At 44.3% G+C, this 23,152-nt stretch carries 21 protein-coding genes and 1 tRNA gene; 16 read left to right on the top strand and 6 right to left on the bottom strand.

The features are described 5' to 3' along the window. Positions 1-25: 25 nt before the first annotated feature. The gene (locus tag DN730_RS16435; RefSeq protein ID WP_245958000.1) at positions 26-1,075 is read left to right on the top strand and encodes an FUSC family protein; all 1,050 of its coding nucleotides are present in this window, start codon (positions 26-28) and stop codon (positions 1,073-1,075) included. Positions 1,076-1,138: 63 nt separating this feature from the next. Here DN730_RS16435 and DN730_RS16430 read toward each other — a convergent pair whose 3' ends face one another. Further along, the gene (locus tag DN730_RS16430) at positions 1,139-2,035 is read right to left on the bottom strand and encodes a LysR family transcriptional regulator (RefSeq protein WP_115469267.1); all 897 of its coding nucleotides are present in this window, start codon (positions 2,033-2,035) and stop codon (positions 1,139-1,141) included. A gap of 97 nt (positions 2,036-2,132) precedes the next feature. On the opposite strand from DN730_RS16430, the gene DN730_RS16425 reads away from it, so the two are divergent. Next, positions 2,133-3,341, top strand: coding sequence for an MFS transporter (locus tag DN730_RS16425; protein WP_115469234.1), 1,209 nt, complete (start codon positions 2,133-2,135; stop codon positions 3,339-3,341). Here the strand turns inward: DN730_RS16425 and DN730_RS16420 are convergent. Next, entirely contained in the window at positions 3,338-4,027 is a 690-nt protein-coding gene (locus DN730_RS16420) for a hypothetical protein (RefSeq protein ID WP_115469233.1), read from the bottom strand. The two genes, DN730_RS16425 and DN730_RS16420, sit on opposite strands and share 4 nt — an antisense overlap. A gap of 377 nt (positions 4,028-4,404) precedes the next feature. Between DN730_RS16420 and DN730_RS16415 the strand changes: the two genes are divergently transcribed. The 7 genes from DN730_RS16415 (at position 4,405) to DN730_RS16385 (ending at position 11,667) form a co-directional block, all read left to right on the top strand. After that, complete coding sequence (locus DN730_RS16415; RefSeq protein WP_115469232.1) at positions 4,405-6,804, top strand: putative bifunctional diguanylate cyclase/phosphodiesterase; 2,400 nt, start codon at positions 4,405-4,407, stop codon at positions 6,802-6,804. An 89-nt stretch (positions 6,805-6,893) separates the two neighbouring features. Continuing rightward, positions 6,894-7,838 carry a 2-hydroxyacid dehydrogenase gene (locus DN730_RS16410; RefSeq protein WP_115469231.1) on the top strand — a complete coding sequence of 315 codons (945 nt, stop codon included), beginning with the start codon at positions 6,894-6,896 and terminating at the stop codon, positions 7,836-7,838. Positions 7,839-7,871: 33 nt separating this feature from the next. Next, a complete protein-coding gene (locus DN730_RS16405; RefSeq protein WP_115469230.1) occupies positions 7,872-8,219 on the top strand; it encodes a 5-carboxymethyl-2-hydroxymuconate Delta-isomerase in 348 nt (115 codons plus the stop codon). Between the two features lie 30 nt (positions 8,220-8,249). Next, complete coding sequence (locus DN730_RS16400; protein ID WP_245957999.1) at positions 8,250-9,245, top strand: phospholipase A; 996 nt, start codon at positions 8,250-8,252, stop codon at positions 9,243-9,245. Between the two features lie 111 nt (positions 9,246-9,356). Then, positions 9,357-9,920 (top strand): hypothetical protein, encoded by a 564-nt coding sequence (locus DN730_RS16395; protein ID WP_115469229.1) that lies wholly within the window; start codon positions 9,357-9,359, stop codon positions 9,918-9,920. A gap of 158 nt (positions 9,921-10,078) precedes the next feature. Then, positions 10,079-10,594 (top strand): phosphatase PAP2 family protein, encoded by a 516-nt coding sequence (locus tag DN730_RS16390; RefSeq protein ID WP_115469228.1) that lies wholly within the window; start codon positions 10,079-10,081, stop codon positions 10,592-10,594. Beyond that, on the top strand, positions 10,591-11,667 hold the full coding sequence (locus tag DN730_RS16385) for an MJ1255/VC2487 family glycosyltransferase (RefSeq protein WP_115469227.1): 1,077 nt from the start codon (positions 10,591-10,593) through the stop codon (positions 11,665-11,667). Before DN730_RS16390 ends, DN730_RS16385 begins: the two co-directional genes overlap by 4 nt. A gap of 63 nt (positions 11,668-11,730) precedes the next feature. On the opposite strand, the gene DN730_RS16380 is transcribed toward DN730_RS16385, so the two are convergent. Then, entirely contained in the window at positions 11,731-12,630 is a 900-nt protein-coding gene (locus DN730_RS16380; RefSeq protein WP_115469226.1) for a dienelactone hydrolase family protein, read from the bottom strand. A 127-nt stretch (positions 12,631-12,757) separates the two neighbouring features. On the opposite strand from DN730_RS16380, the gene folM reads away from it, so the two are divergent. Together folM and folE are read left to right on the top strand one after the other, a co-directional pair. Next, entirely contained in the window at positions 12,758-13,522 is a 765-nt protein-coding gene (folM, locus tag DN730_RS16375; protein ID WP_245957998.1) for a dihydromonapterin reductase, read from the top strand. Between the two features lie 49 nt (positions 13,523-13,571). Continuing rightward, positions 13,572-14,255 (top strand): GTP cyclohydrolase I FolE, encoded by a 684-nt coding sequence (folE, locus tag DN730_RS16370; RefSeq protein WP_115469225.1) that lies wholly within the window; start codon positions 13,572-13,574, stop codon positions 14,253-14,255. A 67-nt stretch (positions 14,256-14,322) separates the two neighbouring features. Here folE and DN730_RS16365 read toward each other — a convergent pair whose 3' ends face one another. Next, positions 14,323-15,195: a carboxylate/amino acid/amine transporter gene (locus tag DN730_RS16365; RefSeq protein ID WP_115469224.1), complete on the bottom strand. Its 873-nt coding sequence runs from the start codon at positions 15,193-15,195 to the stop codon at positions 14,323-14,325. Positions 15,196-15,389: 194 nt separating this feature from the next. Between DN730_RS16365 and DN730_RS16360 the strand changes: the two genes are divergently transcribed. Continuing rightward, positions 15,390-15,474 (top strand) — tRNA-Leu (locus DN730_RS16360). Between the two features lie 75 nt (positions 15,475-15,549). Here DN730_RS16360 and DN730_RS16355 read toward each other — a convergent pair. Together DN730_RS16355 and DN730_RS16350 are read right to left on the bottom strand one after the other, a co-directional pair. Continuing rightward, positions 15,550-16,779, bottom strand: a complete 1,230-nt coding sequence (locus DN730_RS16355; protein ID WP_115469223.1) for an MFS transporter — start codon at positions 16,777-16,779, stop codon at positions 15,550-15,552. A gap of 119 nt (positions 16,780-16,898) precedes the next feature. After that, complete coding sequence (locus tag DN730_RS16350; protein WP_115469222.1) at positions 16,899-17,804, bottom strand: helix-turn-helix domain-containing protein; 906 nt, start codon at positions 17,802-17,804, stop codon at positions 16,899-16,901. Positions 17,805-18,003: 199 nt separating this feature from the next. Here DN730_RS16350 and exaC point away from each other — a divergent pair, with 199 nt between their 5' ends. The 4 genes from exaC to DN730_RS16330 all read left to right on the top strand — a co-directional run bounded on the left by exaC (position 18,004) and on the right by DN730_RS16330 (position 23,064). After that, the gene (gene exaC, locus DN730_RS16345) at positions 18,004-19,521 is read left to right on the top strand and encodes an acetaldehyde dehydrogenase ExaC (protein WP_115469221.1); all 1,518 of its coding nucleotides are present in this window, start codon (positions 18,004-18,006) and stop codon (positions 19,519-19,521) included. A 312-nt stretch (positions 19,522-19,833) separates the two neighbouring features. Then, on the top strand, positions 19,834-21,402 hold the full coding sequence (locus DN730_RS16340; protein ID WP_115469220.1) for an inorganic phosphate transporter: 1,569 nt from the start codon (positions 19,834-19,836) through the stop codon (positions 21,400-21,402). Positions 21,403-21,507: 105 nt separating this feature from the next. Next, complete coding sequence (locus DN730_RS16335; protein ID WP_115469219.1) at positions 21,508-22,206, top strand: hypothetical protein; 699 nt, start codon at positions 21,508-21,510, stop codon at positions 22,204-22,206. Between the two features lie 69 nt (positions 22,207-22,275). Beyond that, positions 22,276-23,064, top strand: coding sequence for a hypothetical protein (locus tag DN730_RS16330; RefSeq protein WP_115469218.1), 789 nt, complete (start codon positions 22,276-22,278; stop codon positions 23,062-23,064). Positions 23,065-23,152: the final 88 nt, after the last annotated feature.

Raw genomic sequence — 23,152 nt, 5'->3', positions numbered from 1 at the left:
TGCTTCACATCAGTGGGAGATTTCTTTGTCTTCAATATTGAAAGACTTATTATCGCTAAATAAGGTGGCTCGCCCTTGGCATCTGCCGCTAGTGACGGGATTTGTCATCGGCTTGCCTGCTATATTTGGTGCACTTACGAATACTTTTGGTGAGGCTCTACTGTCCAGTCTTGGGGCGATGGTTTTCCTCTATATGAGTGGTGATCGTACGGCGTCTCGTATGCTTACTATGAGTCTGTGTGCTTTTGGTTTTATGGCATGTTTAACGTTGGCAACACTCTCAACAGTATTGCCTTGGTTGCCACCATTTGCGCTAACGGCGATTGCTTTTCTTGTGATCTTGATAACACGGTATTATCGCTTGCCGCCGCCAGGTAGCTTCTTTTTTATATTAGCGTCTTGTGTTGCGCTTGCGATGCCGTTTGATCTAGGTGCCGTTTCAAATCGAGTGGGGTTAATCGCTTTGGGGGGAATGTGGGCGGTGCTCGCTGCATTTGTCTACAGTGTTGTTACTCAAGCACATAAAGCAGAGCCTCAAGAAATTACAGTAGATCCGCAAGTCAATGCATTGATCATTGAAGCAGCATTAACCAGTAGTGTTCTTGGTGCTTCCTATGGGTTCGCATTATGGATTGGTATGAATAATCCTTACTGGGTGCCGATTTCATGTGCGGCCATAATGCAAGGGGCGACGTTTCGAATGGTGTGGCATCGTAATGTTCACCGAGTGGTCGGAACGACTCTAGGGATGTTACTAGCAGCGTTGTTGTTTTCTTTTGATCCGTCTCCTCTTGTTTTAGCCTTATGTATTTGCGCATTTCAAGCGATCGTTGACTACCTTATCGTTAAAAATTATGGCTTAGCTGTCATTTTTATTACGCCACTAACCGTGATTATGGCGGAAATGACGTCTTTGGGGATGAGCGCTTCGTTGCTGCTTGAATATCGATTTATCGACATTGTACTGGGTAGCTTTTTTGGATTTATCGGCGGAGCGTTGTTTCATCGAACAGATGTTTGCCGTCGTATCGAGGCAAAAATGTCGCCAAGAAGCCGATTGTCTGATCTGCTTTAAGTGTCATTATACAGTTGGACAACTGGTCGTTTAAGTGAAGCCTAAAACTGACAACAGAGCCCGTTATTGATTGAAGCGTTGGTTTTGTTGTTCAGTTTGCTCAATGAGAAACTCCAAAAATACCTGATTAGCTTTTGACAAGTAACCTCCCTTACGCCAAGCAATGGTCAAGTCTAACCAGACATTATTATCGAATGGTCTGGTAACTAATTCATCGTTTTCTTCAATCACCATTCCGAGCAATGTGGATACACCGAATCCTTGTTTAATGATTGATTTGATGAGCGGGATAAGGTTTGTCTCAAACCCGATATTAGGGGTGATGTTGTGTGCTTGTGCTAGCCTGTCGATGATTCGACGATGAAAATATCCTTCTCTAAACATGACGAGTTCTTCTTTAAAGAATTCCGCCGGTGTAATCGCAGCTTTTTGGGCGAAGGGGTGATCCGCATTAACAGCCACTAGCATTTGTTCGCGGGTTAAAGCTCTTGTTTCTAATTGAGGATTGGGGGCTTCGGCAACGATAACACTTAGGTCTATTTCTCCCGCTTCCAGCATTTGTTGCAGTTTCCAAGTGCCGCCTTCGATGACGCGTAAGGTTAAATCGGGGTAGCGATGCTTAAACGCCATTAATATGGGCGGAAAATAATAAGACCCTAGCATGCTGGGGATACCTACTCGAACCTCTCCTCTCGCCATTCCGTCGAGTTCTCGCATTGCCAGTTCGGTATCATCAGCTGCCTGGACGACCTTCTTGGCATACTCTTTTAGGATACGCCCCTCATCGGTCAGCGATACTTTTCGTTCGTAGCGATGGAATAATGTAACGCCTAGTTCAGACTCCAGTTTTTTCATTGCCATACTGATTGCAGGTTGAGCGATGTGTAGCTGCTCAGCAGCGCGCGTGAAACTGAGCCGTTCAGCGACCGCTAAGAAGTAACGAAGAGGTTTTATTTCTATCAATGTTTATTATCCTTTTGATAATTTATATATATTATATTGATGATAAGCTTGCGCGTATAGTCAGGGTTTCCTTACATGGCTCTGGAGTTTAATAGTGATTGAAGCGGGAAGTATGGCATTTTGGCGTGGCACCATAGCGTTAGTAATTGGCTCTTTTATGGTGTTCGCAAATGTTTATGTCACTCAGCCCTTGCTGCCTATGATTGCTCAGCAATTTTCGATCTCTGAGCTAGAGGCGGCAAGCAGCTTTACCATTACTACGTTTACGCTTGGCGTATCATTGCTGTTTTATGGCCCATTGTCCGATGCATTAGGGCGCAAGCGTATTATGGTAGTGACGTTACTAGGTGTCACTGTAACCACCATGATGTTATCACTCGTTGAGCATTACAGCTGGCTGTTAATATTGCGAGGGCTACAAGGCTTCTTTCTTGCAGGCTTACCTGCCATTGCCGTTGCTTATATGGGAGATGAGTACACTCCACATGCTTTGGCGGTCGCGGTTGGACTATACATCAGTGGTAATACCCTCGGTGGTATTGGTGGACGGTTGATCGGTGGTTTTATCGGCGAGTGGCGCGATCCTTCGAGTGCCTTTGCTGTGATGGCGATGATTAGCCTGCTGTGTTTTGCTTTATTTGCGTATTTGTTACCGACATCTAAACAGTTTAAAGCGAAGCCGTTTCGAATTGGCTCCATTTTATCAAACGTGACATTGCATCTCAGTAATCCAGTATTGGTGCTGTGCTATTTGATTGGCGGTTTTAATTTCTTCATTTTCATTAATCAGTACAGCTATATTACTTTTTTATTAGAAGAGGCACCTTACAACCTATCGGCTAAATACGTGAGTTTACTTTTTCTAACCTACTTAAGTGGCACGGTTGGCTCTGCATTCTCTGGCAAACTAGCGGCTATCATGCCTCAGCCTCGTATTATGATGATCGGTACGGCGTTGTTGATGGCTGGTACTTGTATTACGCTACATAGTTCACTCGTTGGCATTATCTTAGGGTTGTTTGTTAACTGCTTTGGTTTTTTTCTATGTCACTCTACGGCTAGCAGCTATGTTTCAAAGAACGCTAAACAAGCAAAAGCCAGTGCTTCGTCGCTGTACCTTGTGTTCTATTATCTTGGTGCCAGCTTTGGTGGCTTCTACCTTGATCCTTTTTGGCAGTATGGCGGTTGGGTATGGGTTGTCATCGGTTCTCTTGCCATCCTCACTTTTGTTTTAGGGCTGACAGCATATCTTATGACGGTTAAGCGCGGATATATAGACGGTGTCAGTATGCGCCGAGGTTAATAGCGTCTTTTGAGCTCGTCTAATGTACTAACTCCTTTAAGAGAAGTGACTTTGTTTTTTGTCGCTTCTCGTTGACGTTTGCTTGATCCAACAGCATAAAAGGTGTGAACTTGACTTGGTTCATCAATGATCGATTCCCATGCTGGCAAATGTAGTGCTTCAGATTGGCAAATGTTCTTTAGGAAGGTGATGAGCATATTACGTTCATTAATGTGACGTGTATCGACGTCAAAAGCGCGTACGCTCCAGTAGCCGCAGCCTTGAGAGCATTTTCCTGCAATCAGTACACCTCGTTTTCTAGGTATTTCCGGATAGCTTAAATCAAATCCGATAAGGCGCTTTTCACTAAGTATCGGATCAATACACGAGCAGCGGTTTATATGTTTTAAGATAGCGGCATTGGTATTGCAAAAGCGTGTAGCCGTGTGTGTTTTTAACACCTGTTGCTTAAACACACTGCTATGTTCAATGCTTGAAATTACGCGTTTTCCGTCCCACGGAATTTCGTGTTGTCCTTGCTCTGTCGCGATCATAATCTTGATTTGATGATCGCCGTCTTCAAACATAACACCTTGTGCAAAGCTGAGAAGAGGGGCGGTCAAGGAGAACCGAACGTCGAGCGCCTCTTCATTGTCGATGGTGATGGTTCCGTCGAGTATTTCTGGCTGAAGTAATGTTTTGATCATACTGTCGTAGTGTTGTCCTGCGAGCCTGTGTTTTGCGCAATACTAACATGGCTGTTTGATATAGTGAGGGTACTCAAGCAGGTGTTAGTTTTTGAAACGGGATATTTAGTGTAGGCTAAGTGAAAAATTAATGTATTCTTTTGTAATCCAACATAAGCTATTTTTATAGGTTTAGTGATTGATATATTACAAGTTATTGCTATCTATCAAAAATTAAACTTCTGACGCGTGTATGAATCGGCAGCTAATGAACTCAAGTATATTTTCAAGACATCTTGTATCAGAGTGGTGCCCAAAGATTAAGATTTCGATAAGAGGCACCGCCTAGAAACTGAGCGGACAACATTAAAACGGTACGGCTAAGTAGTAGGAGTAATATGCGCTTTGCATTTAAGAAATCTCTTTATATAAAGCAGTCCTTTACGACGCTGCTCCTAGCTATTGTGTTAAGTATCGTATTGAGTTGCTTACAAGCGATTGAAACGCTGCGTAGTGAGCCCGCCCGCATTGATCAGGAATTTCAAGGAATTTTGTCGCTCGTCGAGCAACCCTTAGCCCATGCCTTATTTCGCTTAGATAGGGCGTTTGCACAGCAACAAGCAGAAAGTTTGCTATATCACCCAGCCATCCAAGCAGTTGAAATACTGGATGAAGAAGGTCAACGATTTGCCTACGCAGACGCATCACACCCTTATACCCAAATAAGTGACACAGTATTGAAGTGGCTTTTACCAAATGAGCTGATGGTTGAACGAGCGCTTTACTTCTCTGGCATTGAAATCAAATTGGGACGTATCCAAATAGACCTCGACCGAAGGTATCTGCTGGATGGTATTATTGCCTCAAACAGTCAGTTTTTCATTCATAACCTATTAAAAGATATCCTGCTCGCTTCCTTAATTTCGCTGTTGTTTTACGGCCTTGTGACCCGTCCAGTGAAGCAGCTGACGTATGCAATTTCCCAAGTTGATGGTAGTGAAGAAGTGCCCGTTCCAAAATCGTTTGATCGCATCCATAAACAGGATGAGTTAGGGCGTCTCAAGTCGACATTTAATCAGTTACTATCCCGTTTAAATATGGCGATGGCTGCACTAGAGCGCAGTCATCAGCATTCGAAAGCAATGATTGATCATGCAGCCGATGGCATCTTGGTAGTTAATCGAAATAACCGGATTATCCGTAGTAATGCGGCGGTAGAAAAAATGACATCACTCACGCAAGAGCAGCTGAGAGAAACGTCGCTTAGTGATCTGCATGGGGATAATCTTTGGTTATCACTCGATGAATTGTTATCTGAAATGCGTGTCGATGATGTTATGACGGTTGAGACAACGTTTTCTCCCATGATGTCGCCGATTCCTGTTGAAATACGAATCGCTAAATACTTTGCACAAGATGATTTTGAAAGCGTAATGCTAGTACGTGACTTATCTGAGCGTAAAGAGGCTCAGCAACGTATTAATCGTCTTGCCTACTATGATTCACTTACGCGATTACCCAATCGCACAATGATTGTTGAACGTCTGAAAAAACGCATGGAGAGTTTAGAGGCACAAGAAACAGGGGCACTTGTGATGCTGGATCTCGATCGTTTTAAAACGATAAACGATTCACTAGGGCATAATGTTGGAGATCAACTACTGGTGTCGGTCGTTGAGGCTCTGTTACATACGATACCGTCAGATGTCGTGTTTGCACGTATGGGGGGGGACGAATTTGCTTTTCTGTGGAGTTCCGTTAAAGGTGCACGTACCGACCGTAATGTCGATCTCGTGCGCTTCGTGCAGGATGTGCTAAACGAGTGCTCAAAAGCAAAGCATGTCGCCGGTCACGAGCTGCATGTTACGGCCAGTATTGGCGTGTCTTTTTTTGATGGTACAGAGGAATCGCCAGCAACTATTTTGCGTCAAGCCGATACGGCTCTGTATCGCGCAAAAGAAACGGGGAGAAATACCTTTGCATTCTTTCAACAGGATATGCAAGAAATCTCTGATAGACGATTGCTCCATGAGAAGTCTTTACATCGGGCGGTAAGTAAAAGTGAGTTCGAAGTTTATTATCAACCTCAAAATGACGCAGAGGGGGCCATCATCGGTGCGGAAGCTTTGCTGCGTTGGCACGATCCAGAGCACGGTTTCATTCCACCCGATGAGTTTATCCCGTTAGCCGAGGAGATTGGCTTAATTCACGATATTGGCAGTATTGTATTTAATCAAGCTGCGAGACAGGTTGCTAAATGGCTTGAAGAAGGTGTGTGGCAAGAAGGATGGCGGATATCAATTAACGTAAGTCCTTTGCAGTTTTTGCACCCCAATCTGCTGGCCGACATTGATGACGCACTGCGTGAGAGCGGGCTGCCAGCTTCAGCAATTGATATCGAGATCACTGAGAATGTTTTGATGGCGGATTCAGAATTGGCGCTGGAGAAAATGGCGCAAATTCGTAAGCTCGGTATTCATTTGTCGATCGACGATTTTGGCACGGGCTATTCTTCTTTGAAGTATCTTAAATCCTTACCAATTGATCGCTTAAAGATTGACCAATCGTTTGTACGTGACTTGATCAATGACCCAAGTGATCGCGCTATCGTCATGGCCATTATTGCGATGGCAGATGCGCTGGATGTGAATGTATTGGCGGAGGGCGTTGAAACCCAAGCACACCTCGATCAATTAAAATCTATGCGTTGTTTTACTTATCAAGGGTACTTTTTTGGCAGGCCAATGCCTGCTGCGCAATTCGTAGAACTTTGTAATAAGCATCAAGCACATACATAAGTAGGTTTGTATTAAGTGTTGATGGACGCGCTTTACTTTTAGAGTTGCTTCGGTATGTTAAAGAGATTGCTGAATTTACGCGAGGTAACATGAAAGCGCCTATTCCTTTTATCCATCGTCTAAATGAAGACGAAGAGCGCCACTGGCTCAGTTTATTATCACAAAAATTACCTGATGAAACGATTTTACCTCTCAATAAATTAAGTCAAGCCGAGCGTGAGTTTGCGGATATTGCCGTCGTCGCCAACCCCGATCCCCAAGATCTCGAGTGTCTACCTAACTTGGTTTGGATTCACAGTGTTTGGGCTGGAGTGGAGCGTATCGTAAGAGAACTTGATGCTCCCACCTTTAGCATTGTTCGTTTGGTCGACCCAGAATTGAGCAGTACTATGGCAGAAGCGGTGTTGGCTTGGACCTTATTTCTACACCGAGAAATGCCTTACTATGCGGAACAGCAACGTACAGCCGTCTGGCAACCCATTCCTTATGTTGCGGCGCGAGACAGGACTGTAGGCATATTGGGGCTTGGTGAGCTTGGTCGAGCCAGTGTAGCGAAATTGCAGGCCTCTGGTTTTAATGTTATCGGCTGGAGTCGGACGCCTAAAACGATCGCAGATGTTGAGACATATTCAGGGAGTGAAGGGCTAGAAGAGACGCTGAAAAAAAGTGATATACTTGTTTGTCTTCTGCCTTTGACGTCGGAAACGGAGCATCTTTTGGACTTTGAGCGTTTTGGCTTTTTAAGGCCAGGGGCAAGACTGATTAACTTTGCCCGCGGTAAGATTATCGATGATGAAGCTTTGTTGTACAGCTTAAATACAGGACAGCTTCAGCATGCGGTATTGGATGTTTTCGCGATTGAACCATTGCCTCGATCTCATCCTTATTGGACGCACCCAAATGTAACGGTTCTGCCTCATGTATCAGCGGCTACGACTGTCTCGTCCGCTAGCACCATCGTCGCGCAGAATATCCGCAACTATCGCTATCTCAATATCTTACCAAAAACTGTGGATATACAGATCGGGTACTAAAGTCCCTTCATCATATAAAAATAGGAAATATCGATGCCTCATTGTATTGTGGAGTACAGTCAAAATCTTGAACAAGAAGTACCGCCAATGGACTGGCTAGAGGCTGTTCAAGATGCGTGTATGAAGTCTGAACTGTTTCAGCCAAGTGATATTAAACTGCGAGCATTTCCGTGTAAGCATTTTATTACTGGAGGGCTACAGGACGCATTTGTCCATGTGACGATTCGAATACTGAGTGGGCGGACACAGGAACAAAAAAATCGACTTGCACAGAGTGTCCTAGATGCTTTGTGTTGCTTTTCAGTGAAACAGGTTAGCCTAACGGTAGAGATTCTTGAGATGGACAGCGCGAGCTACGCTCGTAAGATAATCCCGTCTTGAGGTAACGATACCGCCAAAAAGGAATGGTCAATGCGTTGGTTTCAAAGAAGTATGTATGTGCTTACATTTTTGTCAGCGCCTGTTTTTGCTATGGAGTCAGACGTCAACGAAGTATTGTCTCAACCTCAAACTGCTGAGCAATCTGATCGGCAAGAGTCGGATGGCATTTTTGAAGGTGTGAAGGTAAGCGAACCCAAAGCGCCTCAACCCATCGCCGAGAGGGCTCTTCTGGCCGATGGTATGGTTGAGCAGCGAGTACAAGGAGAGACGGCATCAGCCAGTGATCCATTTGTTTTAACGTCACATCGCCCTAATTATTTCTTGCCCCTTAGCTATACGCATAACCCTAATAAGCGTGAAACACGTCAGGGCATTGCTGATGATAGCTTGCAGTCAATTGAATTTCAGTTTCAAGTCAGTATCAAATTTCCCGTCGCTACTGGAGTCGTTGGGGATGGTTCAAGTTTATGGTTTGCGTATACGCAGCAGTCCTATTGGCAAGCCTATAATAGTGACGCCTCAGCGCCTTTTCGTGACACTAATTATGAACCCGAGGCGTTCATTGTAACGAATCCAGACCTTTCATTTTTTGGCAATAAACTTACGTATCTTCATTATGGTGTGAATCACCAATCTAATGGCCAGCAAAAGCCTTTATCACGTTCGTGGAATCGGGTGTATCTAGATTTTATATTTGAACGAGATAATACCGTCGTGTCTATTAAGCCTTGGTATCGAATTCCAGAACCCTCAGACGATAACGATAACCCCGATATTGACCGTTATATGGGGTATGGTGAACTTAATGTTATCCACGTCATCGATGATGTCTCTTATGAAGTTATGCTTCGAAATAATCTGCGTAGCGAAAACAAAGGTGCCATCCGTTTAGGTGTTAATTTTCCTTTATGGGGCAAGGTAAGAGGCTATGGCCAATATTTTGAAGGTTACGGTCAATCAATGCTCGACTACAACAATTATACTCGTACAGTTGGCGTAGGCTTTATGTTGACGGGCTGGCTCTAAGTCCCAATATGACATGTCGATCATCGATTGCTATAAAAGTGCAAGAATAGTGTCGTCAATTTGTCATAATTTTTACGTACGGTAATGGGTTATCTAACTAAGGAGATACCCATGAAAAAAGTTACTTTACCTATGCTTGGTGTTATTGCGGCGTCTGTTTTGCTGACCGCGTGCGGCGGATCAAATGTTAAAACTGATGATGCAATGCCTGCTAAAGCTTCAATGAATAACGATGATTTATACGAAGTGCATGATGAAGGTCGTATCTATGTGTTCGATGATCGCGATGTTTATGAAGACTTCCTAAGTGTCGGTGAAACGTCTTACCGCAAAGTGCGTATTGGTGACGGTCCTCGTGGCGAAACCGTGGTATTCGGTTTAACAAATGAAGATAAGAAGAAAATGTCTGGCATTGCCAGCGTAGAAATGTACGACGGAGAGCTTAATGGCGCCGAAGATTTCTACGGTGAAATGCGCATGGAAGGTCGTATTTACGTTTTTCAATCTTTAGAGGAAATGAACACTGCGCGTACTGTCGGTGAAGTACCTCTTCGCTTTACATCAATTGGCTCTGGCCCAAATGGTGAGACAGTTGTTTACGCACTAAACAGCGATAACAAGAAGAAAGAACCTACAGCGCTTGTTGAAAAATTCAAAGCGGCCAACGGTCTGTAAGTCGAGTCTCTATATATGACCATAACATCCTCGTTATGGTATGAAAAAACGCCTCTATAAGAGGCGTTTTTTTGTCATAAAAGCATCATCCAACTGCAACGTCAGTGACACCCGCCTGAGCTATTTTTTAAGCTACACCAAAGGATCGGGAGGTTGTGATGAACTTACTTACCAATATCCATAACTTAGATGTTCTAACATTCTACTGGCTGATGGCTCGTAAGCATCGCCAATTGTTGACGCGTCTAAGTCGGATAATTTCAATGTCTGCTGATGGTCCCTTATATGTATTGTTAGCCATTGTATTTTGGCTGATGGGACACCAAGACTGGGCGTGGTTGCTGGCGGTAGGGTTTGCAATCGAGCGCATTCTCTATCTAATTCTGAAAAAAGGGTTTAAGCGCAATCGCCCCGCCGATATTTTGGATGATTTTACCAGTTTTATCCGACCCTCAGATCAATTCTCATTCCCTTCGGGACACACTTCGGGAGCGTTTTTTATCGCCTATTGTGTCAGTGAATGGTTTCCAAGTTTTTCCATTTCGCTGTATAGCTGGTCAGTCATGGTTGGTATGTCGCGGATATTTTTGGGTGTTCATTTTCCTACTGACACAGTAATGGGGGCGCTTTTGGGCAGTATATGCGCAGCCCTCGCGTTTGGAGTACTGGTATGAAAATTCTATATGGTGTTCAAGGGACAGGAAATGGCCACATTACCCGCGCTCGAGCATTGAATGAAGAGTTTGCTCGTTTAGGTATGGACGTCGACTATTTGTTTTCAGGACGAAACAAAGATGATTACTTCGATATGGCGTGCTTTGGTGACTATCGTGTATTTGAAGGACTATCATTTGTCGCGATAGACGGACGTATTAGTTTGCTTTCTAGTTATCGTAAAGCAAATATAATGGGTCTAATTAGAGACATTAGAGCACTTGATTTGTCAGATTATGACCTAGTGATAACGGATTTTGAACCAATTAGTGCTTGGGCAGCGAAGCGGCAAAATATACCATGCATTGGCATTGGTCATCAGTATGCCTTGGGTTATGACATACCTAAATACCAAGGCGATGCGGTTGGATCTTGGATTCTATCGCGTTTTGCTCCCGTTCCTAGGTCTATTGGTGTTCATTGGCATCATTTTGATCAGCCGATTTTACCTCCTATTATTCAACGTCACAATGACGTCACGAAGCCACAAGATGACCATGTATTAGTCTATTTGCCGTTTGAAAACAGTGAAGAAGTGATGGAGTGGTTAGAGCGAGTACCTAACTATAAATTTCGCGTTCATTGTAAAGACATCGAACCAGGTTGCTATGGCAATATTAAGGTGTTTCCATTCAGCCGAGATCAATTTCAGCAGAATCTAAAAGAATGTGAATCGGTATTGTGTAATGCTGGATTTGAATTAAATTCAGAAGCTTTACAGATGGGGCGTAGGATCTTGGTTAAACCACTCCATGGTCAAGTCGAGCAACTTTCCAATATGATAGCACTTGAACAATTGGGGTTTGCCCAAGGCTCAAAAGAGCTCAGTGCAGAGGTTATCAATCAATGGTTAGAGTCTTCAAAAGTGGTTAAAGTGGATTATCCCGATGTGGCGAAGGCCATTGCTGAGTGGATAGCCGCAGGGGCAGAAGAACCAATTGAACAACTCAGCCAACGTCTATGGGACTGTGTACCGTTAGCAAATGGCATACAGTTTCAACGAGCTGAAGCGCAATATTCGATTGCCAGCTGAGATGGATATTAATAAGAAAGGGCTTCAATATTGAAGCCCTTTTTTTGTTTTGGGTTGAGGTCCCTAACTCAGGTGTTGATTGAAGAAATCTAGGGTGCGCTTCCACGCTAACTCAGCACTGGATTCGTCATAGCGCGCTGTTGAGTCATTGTGAAAGCCATGATTGACGCGAGGGTACGTATACGCGGTATACGGTACGTTTTGTTTTTTGAGAGCAGCCTCATAATCTGGCCACGTAGCATTCACACGCTGATCTAGCTCGGCAAAGTGGATCAATAAAGGCCCTTTCAAATCACTGATATCAGACGTCGGAGGTGTGCCATAAAACGGCACCGCCGCATCAACTACGTCCGGAATCGAAGCGGCTAGTTGATTGGATACATAGCCACCAAAGCAGAATCCAACAACGCCTACTTTGCCAGTTCCGAGTTCGTGATTATCAAGAAACGACGCGGCGTCAGAAAAGTCGCCCAAGATTTTATCTTTGTCTAGCTCTCTTTGCATTGCACGACCTTGATCATCATTACCAGGGTAGCCGCCCAAGGGGAACAGTGCGTCGGGAGCAAAAGCGATAAATCCCTCTACAGCGAGACGCCTTGCAACATCCTCAATGTACGGGTTAAGGCCACGATTTTCGTGTACAACTAAAACGGTGGGTGCGGGCGAAGAGGCACTAACTCCTTTCGGCAAAACCAAATAGCCTCTGGCTTTACCATGACCGTTTGGCGCATCGATTTCGACATATTGAGCGGTAATGTCTGGATCGTTGAAAGACACTTGCTCTGCAAGCGCGTAGTTAGGCATCAGTGCCGCCGAAACCGCAGATAGGGTTACGCCTGCGACGCCTAAAGTGGAAACACGTCGTAAGAAAGTTCTTCGGTCAATATCGCCATGTGCGTACTCATCATACCAATCGAATGCTTGTTGGGGGATGACTGAAACCGAACGGGATGGTTTATTCATTGCTGACGCTCCTTTTGAGGTGTAAGTTCACCATAATGGTGCTCACTGAAAATTAGTCTAAAACGTGAACCATTGCTCTATTAAGTACGTATCTAATTCCAAAGCAGATTGATTGAGTGATATGACTATGGCAATAGAAATGTCCGAAGAATGCCAAGAAGACTTGGCTCATCCTATTTTGATCACAGGTGGAGGGCGGCGCTTGGGGTTGGCGCTAATTCAGTTTTTTTTGGACTCTGGTAATCCTGTTATCACGACATATCGAACACACACAGTAGTGGTTGAAGAGCTAAAAGCGAAAGGTGTTCATTGTATCCGAGCGGATTTTACCTCTGTGGCGGACGTCAATCATCTAATTCAAGAAGTGCTTGGAGAATACCAAGGGTTAAGGGCAATCATTCACAATGCGTCTGATTGGCTCTCAGAGGGTGGGGAGATGGCACCTTATGATTTGATTCAGCGTATGTGGCAGGTGCACGTATCGACACCTTATCAAATGAACTTGGCCCTTGCGCCGCTTTTACAGGCCAGTGCAAAAGTTCTCGGTAAGCCGACTGATATTGTTCATATAACTGATTATGTCGCAGAAAAAGGGAGTGATAAGCATATTGCCTACGCATCTAGCAAAGCAGGGCTTGCAAACCTTAGTTTATCCTTTGCTAGCCAGCTTGCTCCGGTGGTCAAGGTTAATAGTATCGCGCCATCTCTGTTGATGTTCCATCAAGATGATGATGAGGAATATCGCCAAAAAGCGTTAAATAAATCGATATTATCGGTTGAACCAGGTGAACAAGAGGGTGTTGCGGCGGTACAATATGTTTTGAATAGTCGTTACATGACTGGGCGAACATTGGCCTTGGATGGAGGTCGTCACTTGGCTCGACGAGGATAATCGATTTGCCTTTGGCGTCATGAATGAATTTGTTAGTTAAGGTGTTGATATGACAACTGCAATGGCAGAAACCAGTAAAGTTAGTTCGCTCCCTCTCTCTGATGAAGCGTCCCGTGTGCGCGATGCGCTAATCAAGCATGGCTTGGAAACACCCATGATTGAGAATGGCCTGTCGGTGGAAGAAAAGTACCAGCGAATCAAAGCGGCTTTCGAAGATGTGGTGTACACGCTTGGTTTAGACATTACTGATGATAGTTTGTCTGAAACGCCTCACCGCATCGCAAAAATGTACGTTAAAGAAATTTTTTCTGGCCTCGACTATTCTTGCTTCCCAAAAATTAGCGTCATTGAAAATAAAATGAACGTTGATGAAATGGTTAAAGTAAGTGATATTTCTTTTACCAGTACCTGTGAGCACCACTTTGTGACAATTGACGGTTTTGCAAAAGTGGCGTATTTGCCGAAAAACAAAATCATTGGCTTGTCTAAAATTAATCGAATAGTTCGCTTCTTTGGTCAACGGCCACAGGTACAAGAGCGTTTGACGCAGCAAGTTCTGGTGACGTTACAAACCTTGCTTGAGACAGATAATGTCGCGGTTAGCATTAGCGCCACACATTATTGTGTCAAAGCTCGTGGTGTAATGGATGCCAGTTCATCGACTCAGACGACGGCGTTAGGTGGTTTATTCAAGCGCAGCGACAAAACTCGTAGTGAGTTTTTAGCCGGCTAGAGGCTAGAAAGTTGTAAACAGAGTACTTTAAAAAGGGGAGACCGATGTCTCCCCTTTTTAATATGGATTATGTTGCAGGAATCAGAGTTCGTTGTTTGACGAACCACTGGTTAATAAACAGAGCTGCGACAATGATGGTGCCTCCCACCAGTAATCGTGTCACGTCCGCTTCGCGATTCCAAAAGACTAGATTTACAACGATGCCAGCAGGGATCAATAGATTGTTTGCGACAGCTAGCGCGCCGACATTAACCAGAGTTGCTCCCTTATTCCATGCGAAATACCCAAGCCCAGATGCGACGGTTCCAAGGTACACTAAGATACCCCATTGCAGTGACGTTGTAGGTAACTTTTCAAAGTTGCCCAATGTTAAGAAGCAAGGAACAACGACGATAAAAGCACCGATAAAGAACCATCCAAACAACGTGAGTTGAGGGAGCTTTGTATCAGCCTTTGCCATGATATGTTTGTAGGCTACCTGACCGAGTCCAAAGCAAAGATTGGCACCTTGAACCATACAAAAGCCTTGAACAAAACCTTCGTCGACGCCCTGATAGCGGATTGCCACAGCGCCCGCCACCGCGACTAAAGCGCTAATAATGAAGCCAGGATGAAAGCGGCGCTCTAGCACATCATTAATGAGCGTAATGTATATTGGGGTCATAACAGTGAACAGCAGCACTTCAGGTACAGACAAGTACAAAAATGATTGATAGTAAAAGCCGTACATTGCTCCAAGTTGAATAGCGCCAACAGCCATTAGTTTGAGAGCTAAAGGTCGAGGTGTTTGACGAAATTTAATAAATGGAAGAAATACCAGCATTGCCAATGAAATACGCATTAAAACTGAAAACCAAGCGTCTACTTGACCTGCTAGATACACACCAATCAAGCTAAACGAAAATGCCCATAACACGGTAATGGCTACTAGAATCGACATATAAGATACTCCCTAAATTTGAGCTGGCATTATAGGGACTTTCTTCATTGGTATAGAGTAAACTTTGTTGATTTTTATGGTTTACTAATGTGGATGTTTTGCTCTTGGGTCTCTGTTTTTGTGGTTTAATTCAAAAAAATTGATTTTATGCTTGACCCGAATTAAAAGCTCCCTATAATGCACTCCCACTGCTTGCGGGAGTGGTGGAATTGGTAGACACGCTGGATTTAGGTTCCAGTGCTTCACGGCGTGAGAGTTCGAGTCTCTCCTTCCGCACCAAAATTTTAAAAAAGGCCAACTCAATTGAGTTGGCCTTTTTTTTGTTTTTTATAAGTCCTAGTTGATCAATAGCAGCTACGGCTCTTTTGGCTCCACTTCCAATGAACTTCGCTTGAGTAAGCTAGGGAAAAGGTACATCCAGATTCCTACTATTCCAATCGTACCAATACCGCCAATAACAATCGCTGGAACGGTGCCAAACAAAGCGGCCGTGACGCCCGACTCAAACTCGCCAAGCTGATTCGAACTACCAATAAAGATAGAATTGGCAGCACTTACTCGACCTCGCATATCATCCGGTGTCTCAAGCTGAACGAGTGTCGAACGAATAACAACACTGATCATATCGGTTGCCCCAAGCACAAATAATGCGATTAACGAGAGCCATAAGTGCTCCGATAAACCGAAAATAATCGTCGACACTCCAAAAAGAGCGACCGCGGCGTACATGATTTTTCCTACACTGTGCTGCAAAGGGGACCTTGCCAAATAGATTGACATTAACAGTGCACCCACTGCTGGTGCGCATCGCAGAAGTCCCAGTCCCCAAGGGCCAGTGTGTAGTATGTCTTTCGCTACGATTGGCAGTAACGCCGTCGCACCACCCAATAACACTGCAAACATATCCATCGAAACCGCACCAAAAATAATCTTGTTGTGCTTGATAAAGCGCAATCCCCCTAATAAATGAGTGAGGTTGATCGGCGCTTTTTCTTTTGCGATGTAGTCATACTTTAGCAATGCCATAATGGCACAGGACACAATAAAGCAGGCGGTACTGGTAAAATAAAGTGTAGAAGCTCCCAGTAGATAGATCAGTCCCCCTAAGGCTGGCCCGACAATCACTGAAATTTCTCGAGCTGATGCTATGGCACTAACCGCTTTAGAAAGATCCTTAGCGCTGACTAGGTTGGGTAGGATCGCCTGACTCGCTGGCATCTCAAAAGCTCTGGCAATGCCCAACATAACGGCACATGTATAAATCATGTTGACAGAAATCGTGTCTGTTAGGTTTCCAAACGCCAATACGCTTACTGTAAGAGCCATGGTAAGTCGAGTGCAAAAGCAAATGATACGACGATTGTAGCGATCTGCCACATGGCCGACGACGAGTGTTAATAATAGATGTGGTAAGAACTGAAACAATCCAACCAAGCCTAATGCTAAGGCGCTGTCTGTTAAGTCGTATACTTGCCAACCAATACCTACTGACAACATTTGAAAGCCAAACGAAGAGGCTATTTGCCCAATCCAAAAATGAACAAAGTTACGTTGTTTAAATAATGATGGGTCGAGCGTAGACATTCGAATTCCTTGAATGCGGTGAACAGACAGAGTAAATAGTTAACTTAATCAACTATACAAACTTGTGAACTAGGAGGCCATTGAAAAGGGCCAACTCAAAGGCCCTTTTTTCTGTTTGATTAATTGAGTGAGTGCTGGACTTGGCGAGGAGAAATACCGAAGTGTTGATGAAAACGGCGGCTAAAGTGACTCAAGCTCTGGTAGCCCAGTTCAATGCTGACAGATGTCGCTGAGTGGCGCTGTTTCAATAGAGTTAATGCTGTAGCCATGCGCCGCTGGTGCTGATATTCACTGGGCGTACACCCTAAGTGTCGCTTGAAAGTTTGATAAAATCGGCTGCGACTCATACAGGCAAGTTTACTCAGTTGGTCAATATCTAACGCTGATGATAGGTTGGATTCAATAAAGCTCAACACCGACGTTAATTCATTGTTGTCTGGTTGGGTATTGGCAAACTGGAGCAGCGCATCGCGACCATGGTGGCGCAATATACGCGTGACTAATTCGCTAACACCGAAATCGACCAATAGGTCTCTATCTGGATCGTTTTGCACAAAATCACTGACGAGACGATCAATCACCTGTTGTGTCGCTTGAGTATGAAGCGTATGTAATGGCTTGCTTGGATCCAATGTCGGCATTTTCATGCGACCGTTTGGATTCATCACGTCATTCATTCGGTCACAAATTTGGGCCACGCGTTCTTGAGCGATTTCAATGGTTAGACACGTAGTTGGGGCAATCAGACTGGCTTCTGGGAAATCTATAAAAACCTCTTCATCTGGCGCAAGGATAAACGACTCGTGAGGCATAAACGGGATATTATCTTGATAATGTGTATGCATCACTTTGGCACCCGATACCATCCCACAATACAGGAGCGACTCGGCTTTCAGGCCAACTTTCTGAGCAGATTCGTAAGTGTCATAAATACTTAGTTCAGAATTCGGGCCAGCAAAGCAGCTTCTATTTTCCACTAGCTGGGTGGGCTGACGCGCACTCAGGTTCGTTAAGGATTGGGTCATACACACCTCGTTTAAATTGTTATTGGGTGGTGATGCAACGTGACATTCGCCATATCATGACTCTAATTATAGAAGCAGGTCAAACTTTTGGATTGACAGACAACATATTTAGACTCACAGACAAGTAACTTTTTTTAGCACGTATTAGATTGAACATACACAAAGCATCTCGAACAACAAAAATAACGGAGTACTTAGTATGATCTACGCTAAACCTGGTTCAGAAAACAGTGTCGTTTCGTTTAAAGCACAATATGGGAACTTCATCGGTGGCGAATGGGTGGCGCCGGTAAAAGGCCAATATTTTGATAATGTTAGTCCTGTTGACGGTCAGGCATTTTGCCAAATTCCTCGCTCTACAGAAGAAGATGTAAATCTAGCGCTGGATGCTGCTCATGCAGCCAAGACAGCCTGGGGTAAGACCTCAGTGCAAGCGCGTTCTAAAGTCCTACTAGAAATTGCAGATCGAATTGAGCAAAACCTTGAAATGCTAGCCGTCGCCGAGACTTGGGATAACGGTAAAGCCGTACGCGAAACCTTGGCTGCAGATGTGCCATTAAGTGCTGACCATTTTCGATACTTTGCAGGATGTATGCGCGCACAAGAAGGCTCAATAGGTGAAATTGATGAAAATACGGTTGCCTATCACTTTCATGAACCACTTGGGGTTGTCGGTCAAATCATCCCTTGGAACTTTCCGCTGCTAATGGCGGCTTGGAAACTGGCACCTGCTCTTGCTGCAGGTAATTGCGTCGTCTTAAAGCCTGCTGAGCAGACTCCAGCCTCTATTTTAGTGCTTGCAGATCTGATCAAAGACATACTTCCTGCGGGTGTTCTGAACATTGTAAACGGCTATGGTGCAGAAGCAGGTCAAGCCCTGGCGACTAGCAAACGTATTGCTAAAATCGCCTTTACTGGTTCTACGCCCGTAGGCTCACATATCCTTAAATGCGCCGCTGAAAACATCATTCCATCAACCGTCGAATTGGGTGGTAAATCACCAAACATTTACTTCAGTGACATTATGAACGCAGAAGACGAGTTCATCAGCAAATGTGTTGAAGGCACTGTGTTGGCGTTCTTTAACCAAGGTGAAGTGTGTACGTGCCCCTCTCGTTTGTTGATTCAAGAAGATATGTACGACGACTTTATTAAGTTAGTCATTGACCGTATTGGGCAGATCAAACGAGGTAATCCGCTAGACACTGACACTATGGTTGGGGCACAGGCATCCGAAGAGCAGTTCAATAAGATCATGAGTTATTTAAAAATTGGCCGCGATGAAGGGGCTGAAGTGTTAATCGGTGGTGACTCAGAGGTAATCGATGGCTTTAACGATGGCTTCTACATTAAACCAACCTTGTTGAAAGGCTCAAACAACATGCGAGTTTTCCAAGAAGAGATTTTCGGGCCTGTTGTCGCAGTCACTACCTTTAAGGACGAAGCGGAAGCGCTGGCCATTGCCAACGATACTGAATTTGGTTTGGGGGCAGGTGTCTGGACTCGGGATACTAATCTCGCATACCGCATGGGACGAGGCATTGAGGCTGGACGCGTATGGATGAATTGCTATCACCAGTATCCTGCACACGCTGCGTTTGGGGGGTACAAAAAATCAGGAGTAGGGCGCGAAACCCATAAGATGATGCTGGATCACTACCAACAAACGAAAAATATGCTGGTCAGCTACGATATCAACCCGATGGGTTTTTTCTAACCCATAAACTATCTAAACACTGTTCACCTTCCAGCCCCTTCGGGGGCTTTTTTTTGTACTTTTAATGCCTGTAACAATTCTGTAACTTAACTGTCTTATAAATGACACCGAATTGAAACAAAGGCAGAGAAAAGCTCTGCGGGGCAAATCATTTGGTGATTGGGTTTTTATAAAAATCTGCTGAGTGTAGAATGTCGCACGTTTCAAAACTATGACTATATTTTGACGGATTAATGAAATTGCCAAGGGGCTGGTTTGGTACATGCATACCAATCAGACTGGCTTTGTTTAATTAATTGAGAAGACGCTTTTATGGATCTCGCAGATTACGGTACATCAGAGAAGACCACTCGTGGTGGTGAAATTGTTCGAATTCTAATCGCTCTAGCATTTGTTTTTGTCGCTGGTTATTACGCAAGTACACATGGTGAAGGTGTGTCTAACGTCTCTATCCTTGCTATTGCGGCGGCTTTTGGCGCTTACATGGCGCTGAATATTGGTGCGAACGATGTGGCAAACAATGTGGGGCCAGCTGTTGGCGCGAAAGCGCTATCCATGACAGGCGCAATTCTGTTGGCGGCGATATTTGAAGCAAGTGGTGCAATCATCGCAGGTGGCAGTGTCGTAGGCACGATTAAAAAAGGCATCATTAATCCAAGTGCGATTGGCGACGCTACTACTTTTATATGGGTGATGATGGCGGCACTGTTGGCTGGCGCACTGTGGCTTAATTTAGCAACGTATTTAGGCGCTCCGGTGTCGACTACGCACTCAATAGTGGGTGGAGTACTCGGGGCAGGTATCGCAGCTGGGGGCTGGGATATCGCAAACTGGGATAAAGTGGGGGCGATCGTAGCTAGCTGGGTCATTTCACCTGCATTGGGTGGTTTGATCGCTGCGTTATTCCTTATTTATATTAAACGGGCAATAACCTATAAAAGTGACATGATTGAAGCCGCTAAGAAAGTTGTTCCTCTCTTGGTTGCTGCGATGGTTTGGGCATTTTCCACATATTTGATCCTTAAAGGCTTGAAAAAGCTTTGGAAATTAGATTTTGTGACGGCTCTATTGATTGGCTTTGCGATCGCACTGACCATTTACTTCATCGTACGTCCGATCGTTGATAAGGCGGCTTCTGCGCTTAAAAATGAGAAAGAGTCTGTGAATAGCTTGTTCACGATTCCGTTAGTGGTATCCGCTGCTCTATTGAGCTTTGCGCATGGCGCTAATGATGTTGCGAATGCTATCGGGCCATTGGCTGCGATCAATGACGCGTTGCTGCACGGCGGGGTGTCGACTAAAGCGTCCATTCCGCTTTGGGTCATGGTTGTAGGGGGTATAGGTATCGCGATTGGATTGGCGTTATTTGGTCCTAAATTGATTCGTACAGTTGGCTCTGAGATTACTGAGCTTGATAAAACGCGAGCTTTTTGTGTTGCGATGGCGGCTGCCATCACGGTAATTATCGCTTCACAACTGGGTCTTCCAGTCAGCTCAACACACATTGCGGTGGGTGGTATCTTCGGTGTGGGATTCTTGCGTGAATATTTGAAACAATCCTATGAGAAGAAACTGAAGAAAATTATTAAGCACTCTGAACGTGCAGGTTTCAATGTAGATGAAACTCAAGCGTTCGTAGATCGTTTTAATCAAGCTGATGTTGAGGAAAAACGAGCGATTCTTCGTGAAGTCAAAGAGCTAAGTGCCGCCGCACCGATTAGTAGGGAAGAGCGTAAGAGCTTGAAAAAGGCCACCAAGCAAGAGCTTGTTAAGCGCTCTGCATTACTTAAAATTGCGGCTGCCTGGATTATTACTGTTCCAGCTTCAGCGATCCTTGCCGCATTAGTATTCTATGCACTGCTTGGATATTCTGTTGCCTAAAATTTGATGGTAAGAATAAAAGCCGATCATTGATATGATCGGCTTTTTTTTAAGTCTACTATAATGGTATTTTGAGCGTACTCAATAATCTATAGTGGTGAGCATGTGCCCCATACATTAGTGGTGTCATTAAGTATTATCTTGGCCGTCGTTTTGGTTGCCTTGATTGTATTGGTGGTGTTGGTGAGGTTTTTTAAAACTCGCAAAGCCAAGCAGATGCAAGAACTGGAATTGTTAGTGAGACGTTGCCAGCGAATTGAACAAATACTTAATACCGTTTCTGATCGCTATTTGCCGCTAACAACCAAGCTTGTTTTAGTTGAGTATTTGATTTCCAGTTTAACTCTGATTAAAAAGCACGCAGTGGAGACTGAGCTAGTAAAATGGATGCCGCAATATCTGCAATTGTTTGAAGAGCTAAAAGAAGGCCAACAAGCGACATTGAAGGATAAGGTTGTCAGCGCTCAGCAATTGGCGCAAGTTCAGCAGGCGTTGCAGGCACTGCCACTGTTAATCCGGGGTTTAGTTGGCTTAGGAGTTTTAGACAAGGCGACAGCTAAAGAGCAAGTTGTGCAGATTCGATTCAGTTATTTTTTAGCCCATCATGACCTTTTGGTTCGTGAAGCTCAGTTAGATTTAGATATTGACAAAAAAGCGAGAGCTTTGGAAAAGCTTCGCTTAGCTTTAGTGGAAATAGAGAAAGTCGGGACCGTTACTCAATCAGAAGTACTTATCAAGCGTCTTAATAGCATAATTCATCGGGTAGAATCAGAGCTATTTGGAAAAAAACCTAGAGTGAGTTGAGTTGTTTTGTTATAAGGAAGAATCAGTGATTCAATACCTAATTATTAAAAAACTCCGGAAACCAACTTCATGACCACTGTTTTTGTAACATTGCTGTTATTGGTCATTGGCGGTTTTATTGCCTTTGCAATCTATCTACAACTTAAAGAGCAGGCTCGAATTGAGCGATTGCGAAAAGTTGCGCTATTGAATAATCAGTTACGACAAGAGCGTCGCTTCCTAGATGAGCTCCCTGCACAGTATCAACCGAAGGATATGAGGCTATGGTTATTTAGCCGAATTCTTGCAACCTGTGATGAGCTACTCGCCATCCAGCCTGATGAGCCATTGGCTCGTCGCCGCCGTTTTTTACAAGAAGAGATGGTTCAATTTCAAAGTAGCAAAGAGAAAAGACGCGCTAAGCCAGTGATAGACGACGTTCAAATACTGGAACTGAAGCGATTGTTTGATTCGTTTGCAAACTATATTCACAACGCTAAGACAACTAAGAAAATAGACCAAGAATCAGCAGAACGCTATGAGTCGCTGTTGATGCTTTATAAGTATAAAGTGAATGCTGACTATCATGCTTACCTTGCTCGACAAAGCTTTTTGACCCATAAAATGGAAGAAGCTGTGAGTGAATATCAAGAAGCGATTAATCAGATGAGGCCAATTCAAGAGCAGCCTGAAGCAGCGGAAGTCATCAAAAAGTATGAAGAGACCATTCAAGAGATTGAAGATGACCTAGAGTTACAGCGCCGGGAAGCTGAAATGGCAGCAGAAAGCCAAGAAGATGACGAAGCGGAAGGCGAGCTAGACGACGAATGGCAAAAGTTCATGACTGACGGTGAATTCCAGAGAAAGAAACATTTCTAGTAACCGAATACTCCCCCCAATTTACACACAGAACACATTGTTTTTTTTCTGTATAGATGGCAACTTACGGTCTTTAATATATTGGATC

The sequence above is a fragment of the Marinomonas piezotolerans genome (assembly GCF_003362755.1).
In the GTDB taxonomy this organism is placed as follows: Bacteria; Pseudomonadota; Gammaproteobacteria; order Pseudomonadales; family Marinomonadaceae; genus Marinomonas; species Marinomonas piezotolerans.
This window is presented reverse-complemented; position numbering and strand designations above follow the sequence as displayed.